The sequence below is a fragment of the Mucilaginibacter sp. NFX135 genome (genome assembly GCF_048565145.1).
GTDB lineage: Bacteria > Bacteroidota > Bacteroidia > Sphingobacteriales > Sphingobacteriaceae > Mucilaginibacter.
Genome location: NZ_CP183412.1, coordinates 4,963,251 through 4,988,570, shown reverse-complemented (window position 1 = coordinate 4,988,570; position 25,320 = coordinate 4,963,251). Strand labels below are relative to the sequence as shown.

The following is a 25,320-nucleotide window of genomic DNA, read 5'->3' as shown; positions in this document are numbered from 1 at the left end:
TTTAACGTTAATATAACAGGCATTTTACAAACAGTAATATTCAGTATTTGGTTTAATATATAATGGTTAAAACACTTTCGGCATTGCTTTTTTGTTTGTTTCCTCTTGTTGTAATGGCCCAAAGTACGGTTACTGTTGCCGACACCACAAAGCTTGATGCCGATACCATCGCACAAAAAGATCTTATTGATATTGCCAGATCCCTGTTTAAAATAAAACCGCGAAAGATATCGGCGACCGAAAAAAAGAAGGTCTATTTTTCCATTTTACCCATTTCTTCGTCGGATGGCCGAAGTGGTGGCCGGGCACTTTTTACCTCAACTTCATTAGCAATATACCTCGGGGAACCTGCAACCACCAATTTGTCCAGCTTTATATTTACCCCTTATTTCAACTTTAAAGGGAGGTATGGCCTACCTATCCGGTCAAATATCTGGCTCAACAACAACCAATGGAATATAGTGGGCGATACCCGTGTACTGGTATATCCGCAGTATACCTGGGGGCTGGGTGGTAAACAACCAGAAGGGCAGCGATTTTTGGTGAATTATAATTACGGGCGTTTTTATCAAACGGTTCTTAAAAGAATAAAGCCATACTTTTATGCGGGCATAGGTTATGATTTGGATTATTATCAGGATATTGATAGTGACGGAGATGTTACCCTGCATAGTTTTACCGGCTATAAATATGGCACCACTAAAGATCAGAACGTTTTTTCGTCGGGCGTAACTTTCAACTTATTATATGACACCCGCAAAAACTCCATTAACCCTTTGCCTGGTGCCTATGCTAATATAATTTACCGTGTAAATTCAAAAATGCTGGGGAGTAATACCAACTGGAGCTCTTTATATATTGATCTACGTAAATATATCTCCTTAACCAATTCCGGCCCAAAAAATGTGCTGGCATTTTGGTCTTATTTCTGGACATCACTTACACCGGGTACCCCGTATCTGAACCTGCCCAGCCTGGGTTGGGAACCTTACCAGCGATCGGGCAGGGGATTTGTGCAAAACAGGTACCGCGGCGACAGGCTGGCCTATTTTGAAACCGAATACCGGCGCGATATTACCCGCAATGGATTGCTGGGCTTTGTTCTGTTTGCCAACGTAAATTCGGTTACCGAGCCCAATACCCACGATTTTGTTTACTGGCATCCCGCAGGCGGTACAGGCCTTCGTATCAAATTCAATAAAAAATCAGGAACCAACATTGCTATAGATTATGGCGTGAGTAAAAACTTCTCATCTATAAACCTCAACCTGGGAGAAACCTTTTAGAGTGATTAGTTCATAGTTGATAGTTCATGGATCATAGCTGACAGTTGGTAACCCATACACTATCGGGTATCGACTGAAACCATGAGTTACCATGATCCATGAACTATGATCTATAAGCTAGAATGAATAAATGACAAAATAAGGATAGGCGTTTTGGAATTTAAATTTTACTTTCGCTATATGTTTTTATCCGGCCATTCGTAGTAAAAGATCCTTGTACTTAGCCAGTAACATCCTGTAATTTATCCTGTTTACCTCGGTCGCAACCAACCATTTGCCAAAAATCACATGACAAGAAAACGTTACGTAACATTGATACTCATTTTGGGTTCATTAACCGCATTGGGCCCATTCTCCATAGATATGTACCTGCCTGGCTTTACGGCCATAGCGAAATATTTGCATACCAGCACCGATAAGGTGGCGCTGTCCTTGTCGAGCTATTTTATAGGTATATCGGCCGGGCAATTGTTGTATGGCCCCTTGCTGGACAGGTATGGCCGTAAACGGCCCTTATATTTTGGATTGGGCCTTTATATTATAGCCTCCATCGGCTGTTTCTTTTCTAATTCATTGGAGATGCTGATCGTGATGCGATTTTTTCAGGCGATCGGCAGTTGCGCGGCCACTGTTGCGGCTATGGCCATGGTGCGCGACCTTTTCCCGGTGGAAGAGAACGCTAAAGTATTTTCGCTGCTGATATTGGTACTGGGTGCATCGCCCATGCTGGCGCCAACCATTGGCAGTTATATTACCGCGGCCTTTGAGTGGCAGGTGATATTTTTAATATTAACCATTATTGCCGTGCTGATACTACTGGCTGTTATATTTTTACTGCCCGAAAGCTACCAGCCCGATCCATCATATTCTTTAAAGCCACTGCCCATTATCCGTAACTTTTTACATGTATTAAAAAATCCTCAGTTTTTAACTTATTCACTTTGCGGGGCTTTCGCGTTTGCGGGGCTGTTTGCTTATGTGTCCTCATCGTCGATTGTTTTTATTGAGGTATTTAAAGTAAGCCAGAAAGGTTTCGGGTGGATATTTGCAGGGCTCTCGGTTGGCTTTATTGGCTCGAGCCAGGTAAACAGTATCCTTATGAAAAAATATAAAAGCGAGCAATTAGTAAATGCCTCATTAATTTGGTTGGTATTTATCTCGGCTGTATTTTTAATAGGGGCGTTCAATAACTGGTTTGGCATTGGAGGCACCATTGCCATGATATTTGGTGTATTGTGCGGTGTAGGTATCAGTTATCCTAATACAGCTGCCTTATCACTGGCTCCATTTACCAAAAACGCGGGTGCAGCATCGGCATTAATGGGAGCATTTCAAATGGCTATCGGCTCATTGGCATCGGTTGGTATTACCCTCATTACAAGTCATAGCGCATTACCCATGGCCGGGGTTATGGCAGCAGCAGGCGTTGTTGCCTTGTTGACCTTATTGATAGGCAAGCGGTTTATTAAACATAAGGTGGAGGCATCAGCGGATGCGGGAGTGATAGCGCATTGATTTTTGGACTATTGGACTTGGGGACAAAGGATTATTGGACTTTAGGACAAAAGATAAAGGGTTTTAGGACCTTTTCTGGCGCAAGTCTTGTGCAGTGGAATTGCGGGGAAGGCTGACTTGTGACTTCAAAACCCGACGAACAAGCACAAGTCATCAACCCACCAACAGCCGCACAAGACTTGCGCTAAAAAAAGGACAAAAGATAAAAGACTTAGGGACTATTGGACCCATTTGCGCCCGTTTGTAAACGAGTGCAAGGAAGAAAGTCCTTTGTCCCCAAGTCCAATAGTCCCCAAATTCCTACCCCAACACCTCGTCAATAATGCCGAACTCTTTGGCTTCGCTGGCTATCATCCAGTAATCACGATCGGATACATCATAAACCTTTTGGTAAGGCTGACCGCTGTGCTGGGCGATGATCTCATACAATTCCTGTTTCATTTTTTTGATCTGGACGGATGCTATTTCAATGTCTGATGCCATCCCCTGCGCCCCGCCTGATGGCTGGTGCAGCATAATGCGGGAATGCTTGAGCGCGGCACGCTTGCCGGCAGCGCCTGCGCACAGCAGTACTGAGCCCATGGACAAGGCCATGCCGGTACAAATAGTGGCTACGTCCGGACCTATAAAATGCATGGTGTCATAAATACCCAGACCGGCGTAAACCGAACCACCTGGCGAATTGATATACATCTGTATATCTTTTTTGGCATCGGTCGACTGCAGAAAAAGCAGCTGGGCCTGGATGATGTTGGCTACATGATCGTCAACGGCTTCGCCCAGGAAGATGATCCTGTCCATCATCAGGCGCGAAAATACGTCCATCTGGGCTACGCGCATTTCGCGTTCTTCGGTGATGTAGGGTGTCATAGCTGTGGGAAGGGCAGCTTTTTCGACCGCCGAAATAAAACTATCTACCCGGGTACCGGCAATAGCATGGTGCATGACCGCATATTTGCGGAATTCCTGTTTATCGATATTCATAAATTTTTGTGTTTTTTAGAGGGAGGCAAGAATTAAGAGTCAAGAATCAAGATAAAAGGGAACTCTTTTGCTGCTTAAAGATGTTTGAATTTTCCTGCCAATTTAAAATTGGCAACTATTTTTCCTTGTCTTGATTCTTGGCTCTTGATTCCTGATTCTATTTAAATAAGCGTGCTATTTTTTGCCTGAAACTCAGATGTTCGGGCTGGTTAAATAATTGCTGATGAACGGCTTCTATCTCGGCTTTTACCTGTTTGCGACCATATTGCTGTATCAGACTATAAACCTGCTGTTGTTGCGAAACACGGATCTGCAGATCCTGATCAAGCAGCATTTTGGCCTCGAACAACAGCGAGTTGGCCGGGTTTGCTCTTTTTAGCAGATAAGCCTCGGTTTGCGCTATGTTATTCAAGGAAGTCCTCATAGGTTAATGCTTTTTGTTTAACGGATTCCCTTACTTTTTCAATGCACTTGTACTTTTGCACGGTCGCCGAGCGCACCCCGGAAAAGCCGAATAGTTGTGCCACTTTGGTCATCGGTAACTGGTCGTAATAAAAGGAGCGGAGCAGCTCCATACAACGTTTGCCCGCGGTTTCTAAAAAATGCAATAATTTATCTTCAGAGAGGGGTATAGTGGCTTCCATGGCCAGATTTGTCGCGGCGCTGTCATCCAGTTGCGTAGTTTGCTGACCTTCCTTATACCGTTTTATCCACAAATACCGGGCTGTACCATAAATATAGGCGCCCTCGCTGCTCTTGATATCAGTATCGGCCAATCTGCTTTTTTCGTAATAGCTCAACAGGGCATCCTGGAAAACATCTTTAGCTTCGTCAAATGATCCGCCACATTTGCTCACATACCGGGCCACTGCCGGGAAAACTTTTTGATATAACGTGATGAAAAGCTGCTGCCGCTCTGCAACCTGCTCCTCTAAATTAACTGCATCCATTGTTAACTGTTTATTACAATGTGTAAATTTTAACAGATATATCACCTTTTTGGATGAAAGATTTTTGGAATAAGGATTTTTGGACTCACTTACTTTGTCAACCTGAGCATAGCGAAGGATCTTCTTCACTGGGTATGTTGTATAATAGATGCTTCACTGCGTTCAGCATGACAAAGCGGGATTAAAACTTACTCGCCCGCAACGCTGTAACCTTTGATCCTTCTGGTCCGGTGCTTTCAAAAACGATCTTATCATCCGTTAATTCCGATACATAGAAAACAAAATCGCGGGTTTTGCCGTCGGGTAGTACCTCTTTTACATTCATATTGCTGCCGTTGAGCGTGAAGGTGCCATGCGACAGGAATTTGCCACCCCATACAATAACATATTTCATTTCGGGCGTAAATTGTATGTAAGGGACAACCTCATCCAGGTCGGCCTTTTTCATCGTATCCGGCGGGCTGGCATTGGGATGCTCTATCTTCACATACTTCCATTTGCCGGTAAGCGCTTGAGTAGTAACCGCAGGTCTGCATGATGCCATAACACACAGCGTCAATGCAAATAATATAAAGCCGTAAAATCTCATGATAGCATTAATTTTATCTAAGCTATACAATTACCATTAAAGTATAAAATCAGCTTTTACCTTTCAGGTGCTTTTTAGTTCGTTCCTCAGCTTTTTTCACTTCGTCCTTTTCGCTGAGTGGTGGATCAGTTTGTAATTCCTTTGTTGGTTTGGTCGCCGTAGTTTTTTTGCCGTTTTTTTTTGATGCTGAAGTATTCATGATCGTAGAGATTAAATGAGATACTATTATTTAAACTCCGGGGAAGTTGAATTGTTTGCAGTCTGGAATTGCTTACAGTCGACTCACCCCGCCGGCGCTACGCGCAGCACCCCTCTCTGCTGCGCAAAGAGGGGGTGTATAAATAAAAAAGCCCTCTTTCCGGCAAAGCCGGAGAGAGGGTGGTCCAGCGAAGCGTAGACCGGGTGAGTCTGATGGAAGGGTAAACAATTCAGCGAAATCAACGTAATCATCAAAAAAATCAACGGTCAAAAATATTTCTTGAAAAAGTTGTAACATCCTGTAATTGCAACTGTCTTAATGACACTATATAGCCAAGGTACTCCAATCCAGTTTAAGCTATAAGTATTTGTGAGGGCCCGCACCTTAAGGGTTCCGTTAAAAAATCAAAAAATTAATCTTAAAAAAAATGAACAACAATCTAATTGTTATGCTTTGGTGGGCTGTGCCTGTCATCCTGATTTTGGTGATGTACAAATTTGTTTTGCGCGTGTTTTTCGGTATGGTGATCGTGCCGGATAATCGTATTGGCCTGGTGGTCAAAAAGTTCACCTTGTCGGGTAAATCGCGTTTGCCCGATGGTCGTATCATTGCTATTCATGGCGAAGCCGGTATGCAGGCCAAAGCGCTCGCGCCGGGTTTGTACTGGGGTTTGTGGCCATGGCAATATGGTATTACCATGGAGGCTTTTACCGTTATTGAGCAAAACAAGCTGGGACTGGTAAAGGCAAAAGACGGCGCATCGCTGGATACCGGTCGTGTGCTGGGCAAACCGGTTGACTGCGATAAGTTTCAGGATGCAATTGCCTTCCTGGATAATAACGGTCAGAAAGGCCCGCAGGCCGCTTTCCTTACGCCGGGTAGTTACCGTATCAATACATTTTTGTTTGAAATTGAGATGGTGCCTATTACGCAGATCCATGAAAACAAAGTGGGCATTGTAACCACATTGGACGGTGAGCCGCTTGACAAAGGCGAAATTGCCGGTGAATCGGTATCGGGACATAAAAACTACCAGGACCCTATCGCGTTCATCAACGCAGGTGGTCGTAAAGGTTTGCAGGAGGACGTGATACTGGCCGGTACTTATTACCTGAACCCCTGGTTTGTAATTGTGGAACAGGTGGATATGACCTATATACCTATTGGTTATGTAGGTGTGGTGAACTCCTTTGTGGGCCCCGAAGGTAAAGATACCAGTGGCGATGCCTTTAAACACGGTAATATAGTTCCGCGTGGGCAAAAAGGTGTTTGGGAAGATCCGCTTGACCCGGGTAAACACCCTATCAATATCTATACCCACGCGGTGGAAATTGTGCCTACAACCAACATTGTATTGAACTGGGCCGATAGTCGTACCGAGGCGCATGAACTGGATAAAAACCTGTGTACTATAACCGTAAGATCATCCGATGGTTTTACATTCAATCTGGATGTGTCACAGATCATCCACGTGCCACGTAATGAAGCGCCAAAAGTAATAGCCCGCTTTGGTAAGATGAAAAACCTGGTATCGCAGGTATTGGAACCTACTATTGCCAACTATTTCCGTAACTCCGCACAAAAGAGTGATGTGATCGGCTTTTTGGCTAACCGTATCCAAAGGCAAAGCGATGCCCGCGACCATATCGGCGCTGTGTTAACCACCTATAACGTGATTGGTGTGGATACCCTGATAGGCGACATCGTGCCACCAGCCGCCCTGATGAAAACCCTCACCGACCGTAAACTGGCCGAAGAGGAAAAGGTGACTTATGAGATACAACGCCACGCGCAAATTGAACGTAAGGAGTTTGAAAGCGCTCGTGCGGGTGCCGATATGCAGCCCGAGGTGGTGAAATCAACCCGCCAGGTAGAGATCAACACTCAGATGGCCGCTTCAAAAGTTGCCGCGTCACATGGTGAGGCCGAAGCCAAAACCATTAACGCAAAAGCCGATGCCGAAGTAAGGATCACCATAGCTAAAGCTGATGCCGAAGCCAAAACGGTGAATGCCAAAGCCGATGCTAATGCTACAGAAGTGAATGGTATTGCCGAAAGTACCAAGATCAAAGCCATTGGTTTGGCCGAAGCCGAGGTAACCAAACAAAAAACCGATGCCATGGGTACCGAACAATATGCCATTGTACGTGTAGCCGAAGCTCTTGCCGCCGCCGGTATTAAACTGGTACCTGAAATATTGGTTAATGGTAAAGAGAACGGTGGTAACGGCATAATAGACGCCCTCATAGGCACCGAGATGCTTAAAAAGTTACAGAAAGAGAATGAAGGGCGAAAAAGTGAAGAATAAGTGGTGAGTGGTGAGTGGTGAGTGGTGAGTGGTGAGTGGTGAGTGGTGAGTGGTGAGTGGTGAGTGGTGAGTGGTGAGTGGTGAGTGGTGAGTGGTGAGTGGTTTGAAAAATGGGCTATTAAATTAGTTAAAATTCACCACTCGCTATTCACCACTCACTTTTTTAACCATTCTCAATATGTTAAATTAAGTTAAAAAGTTTATCTGTAAATTTGCATTTTGATTTTTTGGCTTATTTTTATTCCATGCCTCGTCAGCTCCTGCTTATATTGATCGCTTGTTTGGTTTCGGCACTGGCCTACGGGCAGGGTGTGCAGAAGGGTACTGTTTATGAACTGAAGTCGCATACCATAGTCTCTGGTTTGCGGGTTGAAAATTCAACCAATGGTAAAGTTACTGCAACCGATAAAACCGGTAAATTCAGCATCCCGGCAAAACCCGGCGATCTGCTTTTGTTTAAAAGTGCTTTTTATCTTACCGATAGTGTTTTGGTAACCGATTTGCGTGAAAGACAGGTATTTGTAACGGCTAAACAAAACGAGCTGAAAGAAGTTAAGGTAACCAATGTGGAAATCAAAAAACCAGCAAGCGGTTATGTAGACCCGGAGTTTCATGGGCAAACTATGATCTATCAGCGTAATGCACCCAGCCCCGGTAATCCCAAAGGCGATCCTAAAGGTGGCGTAATACTCCGCTTGCATTACTGGAATAAAGACGAAAAGGATAAAAAGAAACAGGCCGAATTTTTAGAGAACGAACAAACCCGTGATGAAATAGCCAAAGTATTTACAGCAGATAATATAGCTAAATACGTACCTCTCAAAGGCCCTGAATTAGACAATTTTATCTTGCTCTACATCCCATCGGTTAAGGTTTATACGGCGCCGGAGTTTAACCTCACTAATTATTTGAGCGCCAGTTATAAAAGCTATCTCGCCCTCCCCCCGGATAAACGCAATGCAGGGCAATTGATCAAATAATTGCAAAGCGGTGTAACTAATTTGAAAAAAAAGCATCCTTTAGATGTACCAAATTATAAAACATCCCTTAACCTATACCAATGCAAGATCAAACCGCTGTATCACCCGTTACCGCTGGCAGTAATACACAAACTGGAAAAATTGTTTATATCGATAACCTAAAAGTACTGCTCACCGTTTTGGTGGTGTTGCACCATACTTTTATTACCTATGGCGCACCCGGAGGCTGGTACTATGCCGAAAAAACCACAAATGCCGCCGCGTTGATACCCATGACCTTGTTTGTGGCTATTAATCAATCGTTTTTTATGGGCTTTTTCTTTTTTATCTCAGCCTATTTCACCGAATCGTCCTACCATAAAAAAGGCGCGGTACGCTTTACCGCCGACAGGTTAAAGCGATTGGGTATCCCCCTTATATTTTATTCTTTTATCCTCTCGCCGGTATTAAGCTACCTGGTTTATCGTTTTGCGCTGGGTCATGATATCACCTTTATCCAATTCCTGGGTGGTTTTCATCCCTGGATAGATTTTGGCGTATTATGGTTTGTGGCTGCCCTGCTGCTGTTCAGTTTACTGTATGTGGGCATCATGCTGCTGTTTAAAAGCAAACCCTCATCATCAGGCAAAATGCCATCGGTCCTCACCGTGGTTTTATTCGCGCTTACGCTGGCTTTGGGCAGCTACCTCGTCAGGTCGGTATTTCCGGTTGGCTGGGTACTCAAACCGGTAGGTTTTCAGCTGGGGCACTTTGTACAGTATATAGCCTTATTTGCTTTGGGTATAGTAGCCTCGCGTGGGAAATGGCTCCGGATAGTGAGCTATAAAATGGGCAAGGGTTTTGCTTGGATGGTTGGCGTCATGATCGTGGTGGTATTCCCGGTAATTTACTATGTGAAAGTGGTCACCAATAGTCCCATAGAAACCTTTAATGGCGATGGGCACTGGCAATCATTAATGTATGCCTGCTGGGAGCAGTTTATCGGCATCTTTATTATCGTGGCTTTGCTGGGCATTGCCAGGCAAAAATGGAACTTGCAGTCAGCGTTCATGAAAAGTATGTCGAGAGCTACATTTGCGGTATATATCTTTCATCCGCTGGTACTGATATCCTTGTCCATGTTGTTCAGACCACTGAATGCTGATCCCGCCATCAAATTGCTTTTTGTAGCGCCGCTGGCCGTTATCGGCTCATTTGCTCTGGGTAGTTTGCTGGTGAAGATACCGGGGGTGAAAGCGATTATTTAGAGCCTCACCCAACCCTCTCCAAAGGAGAGGGCTTTAATAAATAGTCTTTTCTAAGTCTCCCCCTTTGGGGGAGATTTAGAGGGGGTGAGACTGGGTGAGGCCCTATTGCTTATACCTATCCGCAAATTCCTCTGCAAAAGCTTCCAGTTTAATGCCACCCTGTATCTTAGGTTGGCTCTGATCATAATCGCCCCATAATATGCCAGAGCGTATGGCGGTTCCCATTTCCACAAAGTTGCGGGCAATTTCTGGTGGCAAGCCGTTTTGCAGCATGCCGTTCAAAGCTTGTTCATCGGTAAATTCAACCCAGGGTAATTCAGGTTTGCCGATGGCGGTACCCAAAACAGTAGCTATCGGACCCATGGTACGATCGTCGCTTGCCAGGTAACGTACGCTTTTTCCGGTAAATTCCTGCTGTATTTCTTCGGCGACAGCGGCGGCTATATCCTCCGGATGGGCCATAACCAACCGGGCCGTTGCCGGGTAATTAGCGCCCAGTATACCTGCTTGTTTGATCATCTCTATATTCTCTAAAAAGTTTACATAGAAAAATGGTGCGCGAAGGTGTTTCACGGCCACGTTGCTGAGTTTATTGAGCTCTAATTCAACATCGCGATTTCCTGCAATAGGCCCGGTGCCCGCGTTAAGATGCGCGCCGATACTGCTTAAATTCACCACGCGGAGTACGCCTGCTTTTGCAATCGCTTCCGCGTAATTTTTACCGATACCTCGTACATATTCCCTATAATTACTTGCCCCAAAGTTGGGTGGAACCATGGTATAAACCGCGTCGGCGCCTGTAAAGGTTTTGGTTAAAAAGTCGACATCAGCAATCAGACCGATAGCTGCTGTTGCTCCTAAAGCTTCAATCGCTGATATTTTTTCGGCATTACTGCTGATGATGGTTAATTGATGGCCTGCTTTTATTAACTGTTTTGCCAAGGGTTTGCTGATATTGCCTAATGAGCCTGTGATGGTGATTTTCATAAATTTTATATTTTGTTTTTACTACCAGCAAAGCTATCTTAGTACTTACTTTTATACAAGTACTTACCCTAAAGTATGTATCTATGACAGCCATCAAAGAAAGTTCAACTATACAGGAAAATAAACAGACGGCATTTAAGGAATGTCCGGTAACTTATGTTATGGAAAAGATAGGCGGGTACTGGAAACCGATCATTTTGTTCCACCTGTTATCGGGCAGCAAACGGTACAGTGAGCTCAAAAAAGCGGTCCCGGCCATTACCGAAAAGGTATTGATCCAACATCTGAAACAACTGGAAGCCGATAATCTGATATTAAGAGAAGCCAAACCAGTGGTGCCGCCCTATGTAACTTACAGTCTTACTGTTGCGGGATCGCGCTTAAAGCCTATTTTATATAGCATGGCGGTATGGGCTATAGAACAGAGCGGCACCGATTCCAGGATATACTATAAAAACCTGGATGAGTTTCCGGGGAAGATCCTGCATCCGGATACGGTAGCGTAGGGGATAAATAAATTTGTCATGCTGAACGTAGTGAAGCATCTGTTATGCGATAGGCGTATTGAAGAAGATCCTTCGTTCCTCGGATGACTAACTTTTAATGTTTGGTCAACCCATTTTGTCATGCTGAACGGAGTGAAGTATCTTCTTCGCTTGGTGTATGGTAAATCCTTCGTTCCTCAGGATGACAAATTTTTTATATAGTACGCCTTATTTGTCATGCTGAACGGAGTGAAGCATCTTCTTCGCCAGGTGTCCAGATAGGTACTTCGATCTCAAGATCACAAATTTTTCATATCAACATATCCGTATTCTTCATAGATTTGATCATGCGCCAGTATAACTTTTTTACCTACATCCTCACTAATTACAGTAAAAAGGTATTATACACTGGTGTTACTAATGATTTGAATCAACGTTTGTATGAACACTATTTTGGTATTGATCAGAAAGAAAGTTTTACATCAAAATATAAGTGTTATTATCTAGTATGGTTTGAACGGCATCAGTATATAGATCATGCGATTGAGCGTGAAAAAGAGATAAAAGGATGGACAAGGGATAAAAAAGTCAAGCTAATTGAGGAGGAAAACCCAAATTGGAATTTTTGAATCAAGAGATTATGGGATGGCCGCCTTTATTTATGGGCTCTTCAAACGAATAAAAAGCACTTATTGTACTGAAGGCATGTTGAAGAAGATCCTTCGTTCCTCAGGATGACAAACTTTTTATATTGTAAAAAAACTTTTTGTCATGCTGAACGGAGTGAAGCATCTGTTATGCAGCAGGCATATTGAAGAAGATCCTTCGTTCCTCAGGATGACAAACTTTTATGAGTGTGCAGGCAGAGATCACCCCTTATATTTCCGCCCGCCTACATTAACTATAACCACCCACAAGAGTACGATAATGCCAAAAGCTATCAGCATATGATCGGTATGGTTGGGCATCAAAGTAGCTACAATACCTAATAAAAGACATATGAATCCGGTAATCATTAAGCTGCCGCCTATCCAATTGGCCAGGCCGTCTTTATCCTTACAGGTTCGCTCGTCATAGCCAGCAATGATCTCGACCCTTTTTTTATATTTGATAAGATAGGCCAAAAAAATGAGCAGCCCGGCCGCGCACATTTCAATTATCCCCAATACCATACAGCCACTTTGCATACCTGTTAAAGTTTATTGCGCTTTTAAACTATCGGCCTTGGCTTTTGCTTTCTTTTTGAAAAAGCCGCGCAGCAGAAAATTATGCTGTACCGCTTCCAGGTCGTCATTGAGCTTAACGGAGCTTTGCTGCAGGTAGTTTAGGGTAGTTTGTACCTGTGCTGCACCCTTAGGGTCGTTCAATAATACCCCGATAGCATTATCGGTAGTATTGAGCTTATTGCTGGCTTTGGTCAGGTTGTCAGTCAGTGTGGAGGCATTGGCTGCTGCCTTTTGCAACTGATTAACCGACTGACTTATTTTATTAAAAGTAGCTGTGTCGGTCAGTAATTTATCGGCAAAGCCACCCTTGGTATTCATTTTGGCGCTAAAATTATTGAGCTGTACAGCCATGGTTGCCGCGCTTTGTGTGGCAGCCTGCAAATTACGCATGGCGGCGCGCAGCTGCATAGCCATGCTGCTATCAGCCATTAAGGCGCCAACGGTACCTTTACCTTCCAGAATTTTATGGCTCAGGACTTTAAAATCTGTGGTGATGGCCAGCAGGTTCTGGTTATTGTCCTGCAGGGTTTTAAGCATATCATCGGTCGACAGCATTTTTTCGGCCTGTAATATGTCTCCATCCTGGATTTCAGGTGCCTGCGGACTACCGCCATCTATCACAATGATCTTGTTTCCTATCAACCCGTCGGAGCTTACTTTGGCGCCCGCGTTACGGTGTATATATTGCTGGGTAGCCTGATCAACGTTCATAAACACCTGTACTTTTGAAGGGCCAATAAACTTAACCTCACTAATGGTACCTACTTTAACTCCGGAAAACCATACATTATTACCTTTTTTTAACCCGGCCACATCGCTAAAGACGGAGCTTATTTTTATGTTTTTTACGAAGCTTTTTTGCTGGCCCCCAAGTGTGAATACCCCCAGTATAAATACGATAAGGCCGAGCGCTAAAAATATGCCTACTATAATTGCTTTTCTATTTTCTGTTGCATCCATGATAATGGTTATAATATCTGTTCTTAGTGAATAAAGTTATAGTCAAAAAAAGGTTTAACCCGGCTGTCGTCGGTATTAAAAACCTCGTCAAAAGTACCGGTACGCTGAAACTGCCCGTCGAGCAGCATGGCTATCCGGTCGCCGGTTTGTTTAGCGCAGGTTAAATCGTGCGTAATGATGATAGATGAGGTATTGTAACGTTGCTGCACCTCGTTGATCAGGTCATTGATCTCGATACAGGTTATCGGATCAAGCCCGGCGGTTGGTTCGTCATACAGCATTACCTCGGGGTTAAGGATCAGCGTGCGTGCGATACCAATCCGTTTACGCTGACCACCAGAAAGCTCGGCAGGCATCTGGTTAATGGTTTGTGATAAGCCAACGGCATCTAACACCGTTTCTACAGCGTTATTGATCTCGCTTCGGGTAATACCTTTACGGTTGCGGACTAATGGAAACTCCAGGTTTTTGCGTACCGTCATACTATCATACAAAGCGCTGTTCTGGAACGAAAAACCGATTCGCACACGCAGTTCTTGCAGTTCTTTTTCGGTTATTTGCTCCATATTATGCCCTAATACGGTTATTTCGCCCGCATCAGGTTTCAGCAGGCCCGAAATAATTTTAATCAATACAGATTTACCCGTACCTGAACGACCAAGCACCACCAGGTTTTCGCCCGGGTAAAGGTCAAGGTCGATACCCCGGAGTACCGCGTAATCCTGAAAAGACTTTTTAAGTCCCCTGATGCTGATAACCGGGTTGCTATGATCTGCCTGTGTTTGTGTCTTTTTCATATTAACGGAACCAGCTGGTTATCTGCACAATAATAACTTCTTCAATAAATACCAGGAACATGGCGGTAACCACTGCGCCATTGGCTGCTTTACCCACACCTTCGGTTCCTTTGGTTGAATTGTAGCCCTGGTAACAGCCTACAATACCTATAGTAAAACCAAATACAATTGATTTGATTAACGATGCTACAAAATCAACAAAAGTTAAAGGCTCAAACACCTGCTGTATAAAAGTGCTCCAGCTGGTACCTTCGTTCTGGCTTACGTTTAAATAACCACCCAGTATGGCTATCAAGCCCGTATAGGTTGATAAGATAGGGATGGTGAGGGTGGTGGCCAGTACGCGGGTACACACCAGAAATTTAAAAGGTTTGGTACCCGATACTTCCATGGCATCAATTTGCTCGGTTACCCGCATGGAGCCCAACTCGGCGCCAATACTTGAACCTACCTTGCCCGAGGCGATGAGCGCGGTAACCAACGGAGCCAAGGCACGCATAATAGCAATAGACACAAGAGATGGCAGCCATGATTGTGCCCCAAATTCAGATAGCGAAGGGCGGGATTGTTTGGTAAATATCACCCCAACAATAAACCCGGTAACCGATATCAGTGTAAACGAACGTACACCTACTTCAAAGCACTGTCGTACAATTTCTTTAAATTCAAAAGGAGGTACAAAAGCCTCTCTGAAAAAACGTAAAATAAACTGGTTGATCTTATACAGGTCGGTAAAAAAGTTAATGAGGCTTTGTTTAAACTTCGAATTTTTTTTAGCCGTTGTTGTGCTTTCTGCTGTATCCATTAAATATGGTATAGTAGGTATTTGTATAACTTAATTATGGTTACTCTACAATAACTTATGGCAATTGTTTGGACCAGATATATTATATGGCAATTTCATGTTTTTGCCTGATAAATTCGAATTCACCATACAATTAACAAGCCAAATTAAAAAATGCCAATCACGCTCCCATAAGTTAACGAAGCAGAGTTTAATAACATATTAAATTGAATTTAAGTTTCTGACCGTTTGGGTAAAAAATTAAAATCACAATTGGCTGCAAACCTAACAGTTATAATTTATATTGAATAATGCACCTGGAAGAATATGGTTAATAAAGTGTAAAATTTCCCTGCTCGCGCTTATTATACCTTGTGTTAGTTAAAAATAGCTGTTATAGCAATAGCAACATCTGTATACAAATTATTAAACAAATAGATTGTGGCATGCGTTTTAATAATATTAAATTAGTCGCTTGCACCGATCAATTTAAGATATGCATGCAATTTTAAGGTATATAACCATTACCGCTTTATTTTTATTATTTTATAATTTGTTTGCCAGCGCGCAATTATATAAGCCCAGTGATAAAAAAGCCACGGCCGAAACCAACGCGCTTTTTTCCAGCATGCAACGCCTGCTGGGTGCGGGGATCATGTTTGGTCATCATGACGATACAGCTTACGGCGTTAACTGGAAGTTTGAGCCCAATAGCTCGGATGTGAAAAGTGTTACCGGTTCATACCCGGCTATATATGGTTGGGATCTGGCAAAAATTGAGCACGACAGTATTAATGATATTAACGGTATCCCCTTTAAACTGCAAAAACAACTGGTAAAAGAGGCTTATGAACGTGGCGGCATTAATACGTTTTGCTGGCATATGGATAACCCGGCTAACGGCAAAACAGCCTGGGATAACACCATGCATAGCATTAAAGAACTGATACCGGGAGGAGCATATCATGATGTTTATGTTTCCTGGCTGGATAAAGCGGCGGCTTACCTGACCAACTTGAAAGGTTCAGACGGCGAAGCCATCCCAATATTGTTCAGGCCTTTTCATGAACTTACCGGCAATTGGTTTTGGTGGGGTAAAAACACCAGCTCGCCCGATGAATTTAAAACGCTATGGCGGTTCACTATTGATTATCTGCATAAAAAGAAAAAGCTCCACAACCTGCTCATCGTATATTCAACAGCCGATTTTAACGCTGAAGAAGATTTCCTGGAACGTTATCCTGGCGATGATTATGTGGATTTTGTTGGCTTTGATAATTACTGTTATAAAAATGTTTCCGACTACCAAAGCAAGCTGGATAAACGCCTGTCCATTTTAGAAACCATAGCTGCCAAACATCATAAAGTAGCCTGCTTACCCGAAACTGGTTATGAGCAAATACCCCAGGCTGATTGGTGGACAAAAGTTTTACTGCCTACATTGGCAAAGCATAAATTATCCTATGTACTGGTCTGGCGTAATGGTCGTGCCGATCATTATTATGTGCCCTATCCCGGACAGGTAAGTGCCGATGATTTTGTGAAATTTTATAACAGTTCGCAAGTGATGTTCCAGAACAGGCTTACGCCTTTAAGCGTGTATGGCAAACCTAATGGTGAGTGGTGAGTGGTGAGTGGTGAGTGGTGAGTGGTGAGTGGTGAGTGGTGAGTGGTGAGTGGTGAGTGGTTTGAAAAATGGCGGGCAAGTTAGACGAAAATTCTGAGAGTTCTAAACCTTATGAACGGCGGAACCCTCTTGAAAACAAACAACAGGTAATAAATCAAAGTTCAGGCAAAAACTCACCGGTCACTATTCCCTACTCACTATCGGGCTTTTCTCAGCACCAATACTCCAAGCGCGCCGGCCAGGAGGGATGCTAACAATATTCCATACTTAGCCTGATCCACCATTTCCGGATGACTGAATGCAAGTCCCGAGATAAATAACGACATGGTAAAACCAACACCAGCCAGCAGTGCAACCCCAATTATTTGTTTCCACGTAGATTTTGCCGGCAATTGTGCACCGCATTTTACCATGAGCCAGGTAGCTAACAGCACGCCAATAAATTTACCGGCCAATAAGCCAATAGTTACACCTATGCTTACCGGGTTGGCCAGCGACGAAAAAAAGTTGGCGCCGATCACGATACCAGCATTGGCTAAAGCAAAAAGCGGCATCACTACAAAGGCTACCCAGGGATGCAGCATAAACTCCACCTTTTGCAGCGGTGTTTCGGCATCGGTACTCAGTTTCTTTATTTTCTCAATGGTGTCATGCTGCTCGGGCGTAGTTAAGGTGCTGTTATTGGGTATGGCATGTTCAAAATCTGAGAGTAAAGCACGGAGGCTATCTGCATAACTTTTTTCGTTGATGCGGGTGCGCGCCGGAATAGTAAATGCAACCAGTACGCCGGCAATAGTAGCATGCACACCCGAAAGTAAAAACGACACCCAAACAGCAAAACCTATCACCAGGTAAAAAGCGATGTGCCGTACCCCCATTTTGTTACCGATGAGGAGGATCACCAATAGCCAAACGCCGATGGTTAAAGGTAATAAGGCGATATGCGAACTGTAAAATATAGCGATTACCAGTACTGCTCCCAGATCATCAGCAACGGCAAGGGCTGATAAAAACACTTTTACTGAGGATGGAATATGTTTACCAACGATGGAAAGCAGGGCCAGTGCAAAGGCAATGTCAGTAGCCATAGGAATGCCCCAGCCGTTTTCAGACTCGGAGCCTTTGTTGATCAGGAAATAAATAAGGGCCGGTACCAGCATCCCACCCAAGGCAGCCACCATAGGCAGAGACGCTTTTTTAATGGAGGATAGTTCGCCGGCCATAAACTCCCGCTTCAATTCCAGGCCTATCACAAAAAAGAATATGGCCATCAGACCGTCATTTATCCAGAGGTGCAGGGAGTGATCAAGCATGAGGCCATCAAAGCCCAGGGATAATTTAAGATCCCACAAGGCATGATAAAAGTGCTCCAGTGGCGAATTAACCCATATAATGGCTGCTACTACGCTGATAAAAAGCACAATGCCACTGGTATGTTCCTGGTGGATGAACTTACTTACCGGCGCGGTGATTTTTTCAATAGGAGTTTTTTTCCTCATCGCTACTAAATTAAGGAATTATTTAAAACCAAGTCGGGCGGTCAAGCCTTTATTCATAAAACATTACTATGAATACTTATCAGCAAAAATGGCTCAATGTACTGCACAATGCTAACTTGCCGGGATGGGCAATTGAGGCTCGTGGCGAGGATATATTTATCAATATGCCAAACGTAACCGATCTGAAATTAATAAGGGATAACCTGCCGCAAACTATTGGTTTAATGTCGCTGGATATTGACGTGCCCAAAGAGCGGTTGAAATTTATTTTCCATAACGGTTATGAACAGTTTGAGTACCTGCTTAATCCTGCTGGGGGCGATCTGAACCGGGAATGATCAGATTTTGGCTTTGGTAGATACCACAACAACAGATACACCCATGCAGGCTATTAATATAAACGAAGCTCTTAGGGTGGCCAGGCCCGCTATAAAACCAATGATAGGGGGGCCTATTAAGAAGCCCAGAAAACCTATGGTTGATACCGCGGCCAAAGCAACACCCGGCTGCATGGTTTTTGATTTTCCGGCAGCGCTGAAAACCATTGGCACTACCGATGATACGCCGACACCTACCAGCAAAAAACCAGCTATGGCCGTGTATACATAAGGAAACGCTACCGCGAAAAGCAGTCCTGTAGCGGTTAATGTACCACTTACCTGCAAGGTACGTTTTAAGCCATACCGATGGGCGAATTTATCAGCAAAGAACCGCCCGCCGGCCATGGTAAGCATGAATGCTGTAAAGCCTACACCTACAAGAGCTGTTGGTGCAAGTACTACTTTTTTAAAGTAAATAACGCTCCAGTCAAACATGGCGCCTTCGCATATCATGGAGCAAAAGGCGATAACGCCCAATTTGATCAGCGAACTGTCGGGCATCACGAAAACCGGGCCCGCATTGGCTACTTTATCATCTTTCAAGTAGCGTGCAGCTATAATTACACCAATCATAATAACTACCATCATTAATAAAAAATGACGATAAGGTGCTACATGATTGGCGATCATGAAGGTACCAACGCCCGCGCCGGTAAATCCTGCCAAACTCCATAAGCCATGAAATGAGGCAAGGATGGGACGTTTGTATAATTCTTCGGTGATTACAGCCTGGGTATTTACGGAAATATTCACTGCATTACTGCTGAATCCGAAACATATCAGGCAAATGATCAGCTGGAAAGGGTTTTGCGCCAGACCTAAAGTCACCAGGGCCACAGCATATACCAGCAAAGCACTGATAAGCAGTTTACGACTGCCTATTTTAGTAATGATCCAGCCTGAAAATGGGAGCGAGCACATTAAACCCACGGGGAGCGCAAACAGTACCGCGCCTAATGCGGCGTCAGATAGTCCCATGTCTTGCTGTACTGTTGCAATACGTGATGCCCAGCTCGAAAAGCTAAGGCCGGCCATAAAAAACATAGCTCCAACAGCAATGCGGAGTGCTTTTTTTGATACAGAAACTGGTACAGCCGGCGCGTCTATCATTTTATACTTATGTAAGTGTATTTAGTACACTATGTATTATAAATACAAAGGTATAACAAATATGTTACAATGGGAACAGCTAAATCGTTTTTTAATTATCTGATATAAAAAGATTTACGCGAAATGTAAGATTAACCGCAATCACCATCCGGTGAGCAGGATTCACCTTCAATAATGGTTAATGAAGATTTTTGGTTTTCCTGTTGCCACTCGGTAAATGATTTTTCAATCGTTTCCAGAAACACAGGTACGGCCTGTGCCCCTGATACGCCATATTTATTGTTCATCACAAAAAACGGAACACCACGGATACCTAATTGCTGTGCTTGTGCAATATCATATTTTACTTCATCGGCATAGGTGTCGCTTTCTAATACTTGCTTTATCTCAGCAACATCTAAACCAATAGCCACTCCCAGTTTAATCAGGGTATCGTTATCGTCAATATTTTGTCCTTTGGTAAAGTAAGCTTTAAACAAGGCCTCTTCGGCAGCATCACCCAAACCATGTTTTTTGGCAAGGTGGGTAAAACGGTGCGCATTAAAACTATTGGCCACTACGGCACGGTCGAAATTATAGGTAAGGCCTACTTCGGCAGCCATTTGGGTTACATGATCGTTAAGTTGGGCCGCATAATCCAGTGTCCAGCCTTTTGAATCGGCCAGGTACTGGTTAATATTGGTCGACAGGTCGGTTTTCATATCCGGGTTAAGCTGAAAACTTTTCCACTCAATTTCTACCTGCTCCTGGTGCCCCGATTGTTGCAGCGCATCTTCAAACCTGCGTTTGCCAATGTAGCAAAACGGGCACATCACATCAGACCATATCTCTATTTTCATGTTCTCTCTTTTTTTAGAATGTGCAAAGTTAGCATACACATGCCACCCGGCAGTAAACGCAAAGTAAAATTTGCAATACTGTGGAATAATGTATCCTGTAATATTTGCCATACTGCCAAAAAAACGATTGTTTTGCTGCCACATTTACAATACTTTACTTAGCTATGAAAAATACCCCTGTTTATTTCTTACTGGCTGTTATGTGTTATAGCTTTACGGCATCGGCACAGCAAAAAGTAAAGCCTGCCAATCCTAATGATGGTAATTTATTCAGTGCCGGTTTGGCTTCGGCTTTTATTGGTGGTTTGTATGACTCGTATTATCCTTATAAACAATTAAAACAGCATGGCAATTTTGGCTTAGGCGCCCCGGCCCGGCTCGATGGTGAGTTACTGGTTTTTAAGGGCCATTTGTATCAAACACAGGCAAGTGGCAAAACCGCCGAAATACCTGATACCGGCAAAACGCCTTACGCTGTTGTGTGCTTTTTTAACGCCGCTAAAGTGTATAAGCACAGCGGTACATTAAATAAGGCCGCGTTTTACAGTTATCTGGATAGTTTGCTAACCAATCAGAATGGTATTTATGCCATCCACATCAGCGGTAAATTTAAATTGGTGAAAACGAGAGCTTTCCCGCCGGTCGAAAAACCGTACCTGCCGCTGGCTTCGATGCTGGACAGGCAACACTTTTTTGATCACACTGATATGAATGGCGATCTGATCGGTTTCCGCATACCTAAGTTTATGGAAGGTCCGCATATTGCCGGTTATCACTTCCACTTTTTATCAACAGACAAAGCGTTCGGCGGCCACGTGGTCGACCTGATAGCTCAGGATATTACGGTTGAAATCGATCCGCTAAGCAGCTTTACCCTTGATGTACCGCAAACTACCGATTTTGACCATTTTGATTTTGCCAAAGACCGTAAGGAAGAGATCAAAAGTGTAGAGAATGGCAAAAAGCAATAATACCTGTTTGATGGGCAGACTTTTAGCTGAAAATAATTATGGTGTTGGCTATTCTTTATAAAAGTAATTTTTAATAAATTCGGAATTATTATAAACCCAATTATTGAAAATTTACTGGTACCCTAATTATTGATATGCCATACATACCATTAGACGAAAGCCTGCCCGGTATTACAGGTTTGCTGAATTATCGTCAGGATACAGCTTTGCCCATCAGGCAGCTTACCCAGATATTGTTGCGGGGCGAATCGACCCTGACCGAAGGTGAGCGTGAGCTGATAGCTACCGTGGTAAGTAATGGTAATGAATGCCGGTTTTGTACCAATGCCCATACCGCCGCGGCCAATGCCCTTTTAGGCGAAACAGAAACATCTGAAAAGGTAAAGAACGACCCGGATAATGCCCCTGTGAGCGAAAAAATGAAACACTTGCTTGAAATTGCACGTCAAACACAGGTAAATGGTAAACGGGTTACTCCGCAACTGGTAGATAAAGCCCGTGAGGCTGGCGCTACGGATCTGGAAATACACGATACCGTTTTGATTGCCGCGTTGTTTAGTTTATATAACCGTTATGTTGATGGCCTGGCCAGTGTAACCCCAACCGAACCTGTTTTTTATGATCGCCTTGCAGGTATATTGAAAAATGATGGCTATTTGCCATCGCCAAACCGCTACGCTGCCTTAAACCCCGAAGTGTAATGCAGCAAAAGAACAGATCACGGATGTTTTGGTGGGGTATCATCTTATTGATCATACCAGGGTTGGTACATGCTTACCTGCTGATGCCTTTCCCAGGCAGTCAGGATCTGAATGCTATTACCCTATGTTATTATCTCGAAAAGATTGTAAACCCTTTGCGTGTTATAGGTGCCTTGCTGATTGTTTGGTACCTGATTAAATACTATGCGAAAAATGCGGTAAGAAGTAAAATTGTAAAAGCTATAGTATTACTGCTTTGTTTAGGCAGTTTTTACTTTACAGATATCGCTTACAAGGCCGAAACCATGTTTAAGGAAACTGATGCGGTGAAGTTTGCCAATGGTCTTACCAATAAAGTGCCGCTCAACTACGTGATCATAGGGGTTGTGAATAATGGCGTAGCCAAAGCCTATCCGGTAGTTTACCTGGGTTATCATCATAAAGTACAGGATCAGGTTGGTCAGCAACCCGTTTTGGTAACCTATTGCACCATGTGCCGTACGGGTAGGGTGTACAACCCGGTTATTAACGGCAGCCGGCAAAATTTCAGGTTGGTAGGGGCGAGGCATTACAACGCCATTATTGAGGATGAAAGTACCAGAACGTGGTGGTACCAAGCTACAGGTAACGCTGCCGTGGGTGAATTGAAAGGGCATCAGCTGCAGGAACTACCTTACGAGCAATCAACCTTGGGCGCATGGCTGCAAAAACATCCAACCTCACTGATCATGCAGCCTGACAAATTGTATACAGCCGATTACGCCGATCTGAAAAATTACGACCGCATACAGGCTATCGATCGCGACAGCATCCTTAAAAATAAAGATTCCCTGATCCGTAAAAGCTGGGTGGTGGGTATAATTATCAATGGCAAAGCCCGGGCTTATGACTGGCGGCGTTTAAATAACAAGCGTTTGCTTAATGACGAGTTTGACCATCACTCGTTGCTATTGGGTATTGAGCATGACAGTCTTACTTACCATGCCTGGAATACTGCCGTAAATGGTAAAACCCTGCATTTTAACCTGGGCAATGATGGTTTGCTGACCGATCTGGAAACGGCTTCGGTTTGGGATTGGGATGGTTTGTGTATCTCCGGAACTCAAAAAGGGCAGCGCCTTGCCAAAGTGCAGGCATACCAGGAATACTGGCGCTCCTGGAAACAGTTTCATCCGGCCACTACTTTCTGGAAAGGCGGCGAAATGGAGGAACCAATGGCTGGTATTTACTAAGCTTATCCTTCAATAACGGCCACAATTTTGCCAATGTCGCTATTGCTAATCAGCTCTTCTTCGGGCATGTTGGGATAATACTTGTTCAGGATCTTTTTAATGAGCAGGTAGCTTTCTATGGATTGAATAGGAGGATTAGCCAGTTCATGAATGATAGAGCCCACCATCTTGATCTTTTTGGCCTCGTACTGGTTCAGTACAAAATCTGAAGTCTTTTTTTGGCGACTGGTAACGATCAATTCATCAAGTTTTTTGATGTCTTCAACCAAGTCCATCAGCTTTAATACTTCCACCTTTTTCATCGGGGTAAAATTAAACAATTATTTGTGCCGCTAAATAACATTCAGTTAATATGTAAAAATAAAAGGTAAAGCAGTTTTGTTTAGACAGAAATTTTAGCTCAACTTTTATATGGTTTAAATAGTGATTTTGTTTAACAATAACTCTTTATCTATTTTTAAAAAGTATATTGTTTAACCGATATTGAAATATATTTATGCCTGTAAGCCAAACCGCTAACCCCATCTCCACACGCCTCCTTTCCCTTGATCTTCTTCGGGGTTTTATTATGGTATTGCTTGCCATAGAGTCAACTGGAATATATGATTATTTGTACGAGCATACGCACGGGCGTTTTATAGAACAATTTACGCATCATCCATGGCATGGCCTTCATTTTTGGGACCTGGTGCAGCCCGCTTTTATGTTTATAGCAGGAGTGGCTATGGCGTTTTCGTTAAATAAACAATGGAATAGCGGGGTTACATGGAACCAAACATTAAAAAAAACATTGATCCGTTGCGGCTGGCTGTTCTTTTGGGGAGTGCTGGATTATGCCGTACGCCCGAAAGGTTTGTCTTTTGAACTGTGGGATGTATTAACCCAGCTTTCATTTACTACATTAATAGCTTTTCTGATCCTCAGATGGAACCCACTGGCACAAATTGGCGTATGCATTGGTTTGCTGTTGATTACCGAAGCGCTCTACCGGTTTACCCATATACCCGGTTTCGATCAGCCATTTACTGATCAGCATAATTTTGGTAATTATATCGATCTGCTGCTCATGAATAAGATCAATAAAGGGGGCTGGGTAGCTATCAACTGCATCCCAACCGCTGTACATACCATTGCAGGGGCATTGGCAGGCAAACTGCTATTAAACGGTAATCATAAATTAAGACAACTCCTGCTTTGGGGGCTTGCCTGCCTTGTAATTGGTTATAGCCTCGACGCGTTGAGCATAACTCCAATAATTAAGCGGATTGCAACAACCTCGTTTACTATTACCTCGTTGGGCTGGTGTTTGTGGTTTTTAGCAATATGTTATTGGTGGGTTGATGTATTGGGGCATCGCAAATACCTAACCTTTTTTACTATTGTTGGTATGAACTCTATTTTTATTTACCTGTTTTTTGAAATTGTTGGCAGCCGCTGGTTCAATGGTTATATCAGCAGTATCAGCAATGGTGTTTTAAGCTGGTTTAACGCCGGTGAATTACTCAAAGTGATTATTGCCGCTGTCTGCGTTTTTGGACTGGAGTGGCTGCTCTGCTACTTTCTTTATAGGAAGAAAATATTTTTTAAATTATAACAGCACAAGCTATGTGTATTGTTAGGGTGATAAAAGAATCAGTTAACCGCATGGTGGTATTTTGTTATAC

The 25,320-nt window shown here is 43.6% G+C and carries 27 protein-coding genes; 13 read left to right on the top strand and 14 right to left on the bottom strand.

Going from position 1 to position 25,320, the window contains the following annotated elements; genetic code table 11:
• Positions 1 to 62: 62 nt before the first annotated feature.
• Together ACNURT_RS20815 and ACNURT_RS20810 are read left to right on the top strand one after the other, a co-directional pair.
• Positions 63 to 1,286 carry a hypothetical protein gene (locus ACNURT_RS20815; protein WP_419699368.1) on the top strand — a complete coding sequence of 408 codons (1,224 nt, stop codon included), beginning with the start codon at positions 63 to 65 and terminating at the stop codon, positions 1,284 to 1,286.
• Positions 1,287 to 1,574: 288 nt separating this feature from the next.
• Positions 1,575 to 2,801: a multidrug effflux MFS transporter gene (locus ACNURT_RS20810; RefSeq protein ID WP_419699367.1), complete on the top strand. Its 1,227-nt coding sequence runs from the start codon at positions 1,575 to 1,577 to the stop codon at positions 2,799 to 2,801.
• Positions 2,802 to 3,101: 300 nt separating this feature from the next.
• Here ACNURT_RS20810 and ACNURT_RS20805 read toward each other — a convergent pair whose 3' ends face one another.
• The 5 genes from ACNURT_RS20805 to ACNURT_RS20785 form a co-directional block, all read right to left on the bottom strand.
• Positions 3,102 to 3,785 (bottom strand): ATP-dependent Clp protease proteolytic subunit, encoded by a 684-nt coding sequence (locus tag ACNURT_RS20805; protein ID WP_419699366.1) that lies wholly within the window; start codon positions 3,783 to 3,785, stop codon positions 3,102 to 3,104.
• A 157-nt stretch (positions 3,786 to 3,942) separates the two neighbouring features.
• Positions 3,943 to 4,209 carry a hypothetical protein gene (locus ACNURT_RS20800; protein ID WP_419699365.1) on the bottom strand — a complete coding sequence of 89 codons (267 nt, stop codon included), beginning with the start codon at positions 4,207 to 4,209 and terminating at the stop codon, positions 3,943 to 3,945.
• Complete coding sequence (locus ACNURT_RS20795; protein ID WP_419699364.1) at positions 4,190 to 4,864, bottom strand: RNA polymerase sigma factor; 675 nt, start codon at positions 4,862 to 4,864, stop codon at positions 4,190 to 4,192. The genes ACNURT_RS20800 and ACNURT_RS20795 overlap by 20 nt, the downstream gene beginning before the upstream one ends.
• 52 nt (positions 4,865 to 4,916) lie before the next feature.
• Entirely contained in the window at positions 4,917 to 5,324 is a 408-nt protein-coding gene (locus ACNURT_RS20790) for a lipocalin family protein (protein WP_419699363.1), read from the bottom strand.
• 49 nt (positions 5,325 to 5,373) lie between these two features.
• A complete protein-coding gene (locus ACNURT_RS20785; protein ID WP_419699362.1) occupies positions 5,374 to 5,523 on the bottom strand; it encodes a hypothetical protein in 150 nt (49 codons plus the stop codon).
• Positions 5,524 to 5,950: 427 nt separating this feature from the next.
• Here ACNURT_RS20785 and ACNURT_RS20780 point away from each other — a divergent pair, with 427 nt between their 5' ends.
• The 3 genes from ACNURT_RS20780 (at position 5,951) to ACNURT_RS20770 (ending at position 10,058) form a co-directional block, all read left to right on the top strand.
• Entirely contained in the window at positions 5,951 to 7,831 is a 1,881-nt protein-coding gene (locus ACNURT_RS20780) for an SPFH domain-containing protein (RefSeq protein ID WP_419699361.1), read from the top strand.
• A 245-nt stretch (positions 7,832 to 8,076) separates the two neighbouring features.
• Positions 8,077 to 8,811, top strand: a complete 735-nt coding sequence (locus tag ACNURT_RS20775) for a hypothetical protein (RefSeq protein ID WP_419699360.1) — start codon at positions 8,077 to 8,079, stop codon at positions 8,809 to 8,811.
• An 80-nt stretch (positions 8,812 to 8,891) separates the two neighbouring features.
• A complete protein-coding gene (locus tag ACNURT_RS20770) occupies positions 8,892 to 10,058 on the top strand; it encodes an acyltransferase family protein (protein WP_419699359.1) in 1,167 nt (388 codons plus the stop codon).
• Between the two features lie 102 nt (positions 10,059 to 10,160).
• Here ACNURT_RS20770 and ACNURT_RS20765 read toward each other — a convergent pair whose 3' ends face one another.
• Positions 10,161 to 11,045 carry an NAD(P)H-binding protein gene (locus ACNURT_RS20765; RefSeq protein WP_419699358.1) on the bottom strand — a complete coding sequence of 295 codons (885 nt, stop codon included), beginning with the start codon at positions 11,043 to 11,045 and terminating at the stop codon, positions 10,161 to 10,163.
• Between the two features lie 83 nt (positions 11,046 to 11,128).
• On the opposite strand from ACNURT_RS20765, the gene ACNURT_RS20760 reads away from it, so the two are divergent.
• Together ACNURT_RS20760 and ACNURT_RS20755 are read left to right on the top strand one after the other, a co-directional pair.
• Entirely contained in the window at positions 11,129 to 11,551 is a 423-nt protein-coding gene (locus tag ACNURT_RS20760; protein ID WP_419699357.1) for a winged helix-turn-helix transcriptional regulator, read from the top strand.
• Between the two features lie 326 nt (positions 11,552 to 11,877).
• On the top strand, positions 11,878 to 12,159 hold the full coding sequence (locus ACNURT_RS20755; protein WP_419699356.1) for a GIY-YIG nuclease family protein: 282 nt from the start codon (positions 11,878 to 11,880) through the stop codon (positions 12,157 to 12,159).
• Positions 12,160 to 12,399: 240 nt separating this feature from the next.
• On the opposite strand, the gene ACNURT_RS20750 is transcribed toward ACNURT_RS20755, so the two are convergent.
• Genes ACNURT_RS20750 through ACNURT_RS20735 form a run of 4 tightly spaced genes read right to left on the bottom strand, consistent with a single transcriptional unit; the run spans position 12,400 to position 15,318 of the window.
• A complete protein-coding gene (locus tag ACNURT_RS20750) occupies positions 12,400 to 12,717 on the bottom strand; it encodes a DUF3784 domain-containing protein (RefSeq protein WP_419699355.1) in 318 nt (105 codons plus the stop codon).
• Between the two features lie 12 nt (positions 12,718 to 12,729).
• Positions 12,730 to 13,716, bottom strand: coding sequence for an MlaD family protein (locus ACNURT_RS20745; RefSeq protein WP_419699354.1), 987 nt, complete (start codon positions 13,714 to 13,716; stop codon positions 12,730 to 12,732).
• Positions 13,717 to 13,739: 23 nt separating this feature from the next.
• The gene (locus tag ACNURT_RS20740; RefSeq protein WP_370996018.1) at positions 13,740 to 14,513 is read right to left on the bottom strand and encodes an ABC transporter ATP-binding protein; all 774 of its coding nucleotides are present in this window, start codon (positions 14,511 to 14,513) and stop codon (positions 13,740 to 13,742) included.
• Between the two features lies 1 nt (position 14,514).
• Positions 14,515 to 15,318 (bottom strand): MlaE family ABC transporter permease, encoded by an 804-nt coding sequence (locus ACNURT_RS20735; RefSeq protein ID WP_419699353.1) that lies wholly within the window; start codon positions 15,316 to 15,318, stop codon positions 14,515 to 14,517.
• 475 nt (positions 15,319 to 15,793) lie between these two features.
• On the opposite strand from ACNURT_RS20735, the gene ACNURT_RS20730 reads away from it, so the two are divergent.
• A complete protein-coding gene (locus ACNURT_RS20730; RefSeq protein ID WP_419699352.1) occupies positions 15,794 to 16,924 on the top strand; it encodes a glycoside hydrolase family 26 protein in 1,131 nt (376 codons plus the stop codon).
• A gap of 197 nt (positions 16,925 to 17,121) precedes the next feature.
• On the opposite strand, the gene nhaA is transcribed toward ACNURT_RS20730, so the two are convergent.
• The gene (gene nhaA / locus ACNURT_RS20725; RefSeq protein WP_419699351.1) at positions 17,122 to 18,423 is read right to left on the bottom strand and encodes a Na+/H+ antiporter NhaA; all 1,302 of its coding nucleotides are present in this window, start codon (positions 18,421 to 18,423) and stop codon (positions 17,122 to 17,124) included.
• Between the two features lie 68 nt (positions 18,424 to 18,491).
• Here nhaA and ACNURT_RS20720 point away from each other — a divergent pair, with 68 nt between their 5' ends.
• Positions 18,492 to 18,761: a hypothetical protein gene (locus ACNURT_RS20720; RefSeq protein ID WP_370996022.1), complete on the top strand. Its 270-nt coding sequence runs from the start codon at positions 18,492 to 18,494 to the stop codon at positions 18,759 to 18,761.
• Here the strand turns inward: ACNURT_RS20720 and ACNURT_RS20715 are convergent, their stop codons facing one another.
• The gene (locus ACNURT_RS20715) at positions 18,762 to 19,913 is read right to left on the bottom strand and encodes an MFS transporter (RefSeq protein ID WP_419699350.1); all 1,152 of its coding nucleotides are present in this window, start codon (positions 19,911 to 19,913) and stop codon (positions 18,762 to 18,764) included. It lies immediately after the preceding gene.
• Positions 19,914 to 20,044: 131 nt separating this feature from the next.
• Complete coding sequence (locus ACNURT_RS20710; RefSeq protein ID WP_419699349.1) at positions 20,045 to 20,752, bottom strand: DsbA family oxidoreductase; 708 nt, start codon at positions 20,750 to 20,752, stop codon at positions 20,045 to 20,047.
• A gap of 164 nt (positions 20,753 to 20,916) precedes the next feature.
• On the opposite strand from ACNURT_RS20710, the gene budA reads away from it, so the two are divergent.
• From budA to ACNURT_RS20695, 3 genes are all read left to right on the top strand, one after another.
• The gene (gene budA, locus ACNURT_RS20705; RefSeq protein ID WP_419699348.1) at positions 20,917 to 21,723 is read left to right on the top strand and encodes an acetolactate decarboxylase; all 807 of its coding nucleotides are present in this window, start codon (positions 20,917 to 20,919) and stop codon (positions 21,721 to 21,723) included.
• Between the two features lie 134 nt (positions 21,724 to 21,857).
• Positions 21,858 to 22,424 (top strand): carboxymuconolactone decarboxylase family protein, encoded by a 567-nt coding sequence (locus tag ACNURT_RS20700; protein WP_419699347.1) that lies wholly within the window; start codon positions 21,858 to 21,860, stop codon positions 22,422 to 22,424.
• The gene (locus ACNURT_RS20695) at positions 22,424 to 23,656 is read left to right on the top strand and encodes a DUF3179 domain-containing (seleno)protein (RefSeq protein ID WP_419699346.1); all 1,233 of its coding nucleotides are present in this window, start codon (positions 22,424 to 22,426) and stop codon (positions 23,654 to 23,656) included. The genes ACNURT_RS20700 and ACNURT_RS20695 overlap by 1 nt, the downstream gene beginning before the upstream one ends.
• Positions 23,657 to 23,658: 2 nt before the next feature.
• Here ACNURT_RS20695 and ACNURT_RS20690 read toward each other — a convergent pair whose 3' ends face one another.
• A complete protein-coding gene (locus ACNURT_RS20690) occupies positions 23,659 to 23,958 on the bottom strand; it encodes a hypothetical protein (protein ID WP_419699345.1) in 300 nt (99 codons plus the stop codon).
• Positions 23,959 to 24,152: 194 nt separating this feature from the next.
• On the opposite strand from ACNURT_RS20690, the gene ACNURT_RS20685 reads away from it, so the two are divergent.
• Complete coding sequence (locus ACNURT_RS20685; RefSeq protein WP_419699344.1) at positions 24,153 to 25,250, top strand: acyltransferase family protein; 1,098 nt, start codon at positions 24,153 to 24,155, stop codon at positions 25,248 to 25,250.
• The last annotated feature ends 70 nt before the right edge of the window (positions 25,251 to 25,320 follow it).

What these genes read in the sequence shown, in the direction of transcription:
- ACNURT_RS20780 (WP_419699361.1), top strand. Translation starts at nt 5,951, where the DNA reads ATGAACAACAATCTAATTGTTATGCTTTGGTGGGCTGTGCCTGTCATC.
- ACNURT_RS20750 (WP_419699355.1), bottom strand. Translation starts at nt 12,717, where the DNA reads ATGCAAAGTGGCTGTATGGTATTGGGGATAATTGAAATGTGCGCGGCC.
- ACNURT_RS20805 (WP_419699366.1), bottom strand. Translation starts at nt 3,785, where the DNA reads ATGAATATCGATAAACAGGAATTCCGCAAATATGCGGTCATGCACCAT.
- ACNURT_RS20785 (WP_419699362.1), bottom strand. Translation starts at nt 5,523, where the DNA reads ATGAATACTTCAGCATCAAAAAAAAACGGCAAAAAAACTACGGCGACC.
- ACNURT_RS20745 (WP_419699354.1), bottom strand. Translation starts at nt 13,716, where the DNA reads ATGGATGCAACAGAAAATAGAAAAGCAATTATAGTAGGCATATTTTTA.
- ACNURT_RS20810 (WP_419699367.1), top strand. Translation starts at nt 1,575, where the DNA reads ATGACAAGAAAACGTTACGTAACATTGATACTCATTTTGGGTTCATTA.
- ACNURT_RS20755 (WP_419699356.1), top strand. Translation starts at nt 11,878, where the DNA reads ATGCGCCAGTATAACTTTTTTACCTACATCCTCACTAATTACAGTAAA.
- ACNURT_RS20700 (WP_419699347.1), top strand. Translation starts at nt 21,858, where the DNA reads ATGCCATACATACCATTAGACGAAAGCCTGCCCGGTATTACAGGTTTG.
- ACNURT_RS20770 (WP_419699359.1), top strand. Translation starts at nt 8,892, where the DNA reads ATGCAAGATCAAACCGCTGTATCACCCGTTACCGCTGGCAGTAATACA.
- ACNURT_RS20710 (WP_419699349.1), bottom strand. Translation starts at nt 20,752, where the DNA reads ATGAAAATAGAGATATGGTCTGATGTGATGTGCCCGTTTTGCTACATT.
- ACNURT_RS20685 (WP_419699344.1), top strand. Translation starts at nt 24,153, where the DNA reads ATGCCTGTAAGCCAAACCGCTAACCCCATCTCCACACGCCTCCTTTCC.
- ACNURT_RS20765 (WP_419699358.1), bottom strand. Translation starts at nt 11,045, where the DNA reads ATGAAAATCACCATCACAGGCTCATTAGGCAATATCAGCAAACCCTTG.
- nhaA (WP_419699351.1), bottom strand. Translation starts at nt 18,423, where the DNA reads ATGAGGAAAAAAACTCCTATTGAAAAAATCACCGCGCCGGTAAGTAAG.
- ACNURT_RS20760 (WP_419699357.1), top strand. Translation starts at nt 11,129, where the DNA reads ATGACAGCCATCAAAGAAAGTTCAACTATACAGGAAAATAAACAGACG.
- ACNURT_RS20720 (WP_370996022.1), top strand. Translation starts at nt 18,492, where the DNA reads ATGAATACTTATCAGCAAAAATGGCTCAATGTACTGCACAATGCTAAC.
- ACNURT_RS20740 (WP_370996018.1), bottom strand. Translation starts at nt 14,513, where the DNA reads ATGAAAAAGACACAAACACAGGCAGATCATAGCAACCCGGTTATCAGC.
- budA (WP_419699348.1), top strand. Translation starts at nt 20,917, where the DNA reads ATGAAAAATACCCCTGTTTATTTCTTACTGGCTGTTATGTGTTATAGC.
- ACNURT_RS20690 (WP_419699345.1), bottom strand. Translation starts at nt 23,958, where the DNA reads ATGAAAAAGGTGGAAGTATTAAAGCTGATGGACTTGGTTGAAGACATC.
- ACNURT_RS20715 (WP_419699350.1), bottom strand. Translation starts at nt 19,913, where the DNA reads ATGATAGACGCGCCGGCTGTACCAGTTTCTGTATCAAAAAAAGCACTC.
- ACNURT_RS20775 (WP_419699360.1), top strand. Translation starts at nt 8,077, where the DNA reads ATGCCTCGTCAGCTCCTGCTTATATTGATCGCTTGTTTGGTTTCGGCA.
- ACNURT_RS20735 (WP_419699353.1), bottom strand. Translation starts at nt 15,318, where the DNA reads ATGGATACAGCAGAAAGCACAACAACGGCTAAAAAAAATTCGAAGTTT.
- ACNURT_RS20695 (WP_419699346.1), top strand. Translation starts at nt 22,424, where the DNA reads ATGCAGCAAAAGAACAGATCACGGATGTTTTGGTGGGGTATCATCTTA.
- ACNURT_RS20815 (WP_419699368.1), top strand. Translation starts at nt 63, where the DNA reads ATGGTTAAAACACTTTCGGCATTGCTTTTTTGTTTGTTTCCTCTTGTT.
- ACNURT_RS20730 (WP_419699352.1), top strand. Translation starts at nt 15,794, where the DNA reads ATGCATGCAATTTTAAGGTATATAACCATTACCGCTTTATTTTTATTA.
- ACNURT_RS20800 (WP_419699365.1), bottom strand. Translation starts at nt 4,209, where the DNA reads ATGAGGACTTCCTTGAATAACATAGCGCAAACCGAGGCTTATCTGCTA.
- ACNURT_RS20790 (WP_419699363.1), bottom strand. Translation starts at nt 5,324, where the DNA reads ATGAGATTTTACGGCTTTATATTATTTGCATTGACGCTGTGTGTTATG.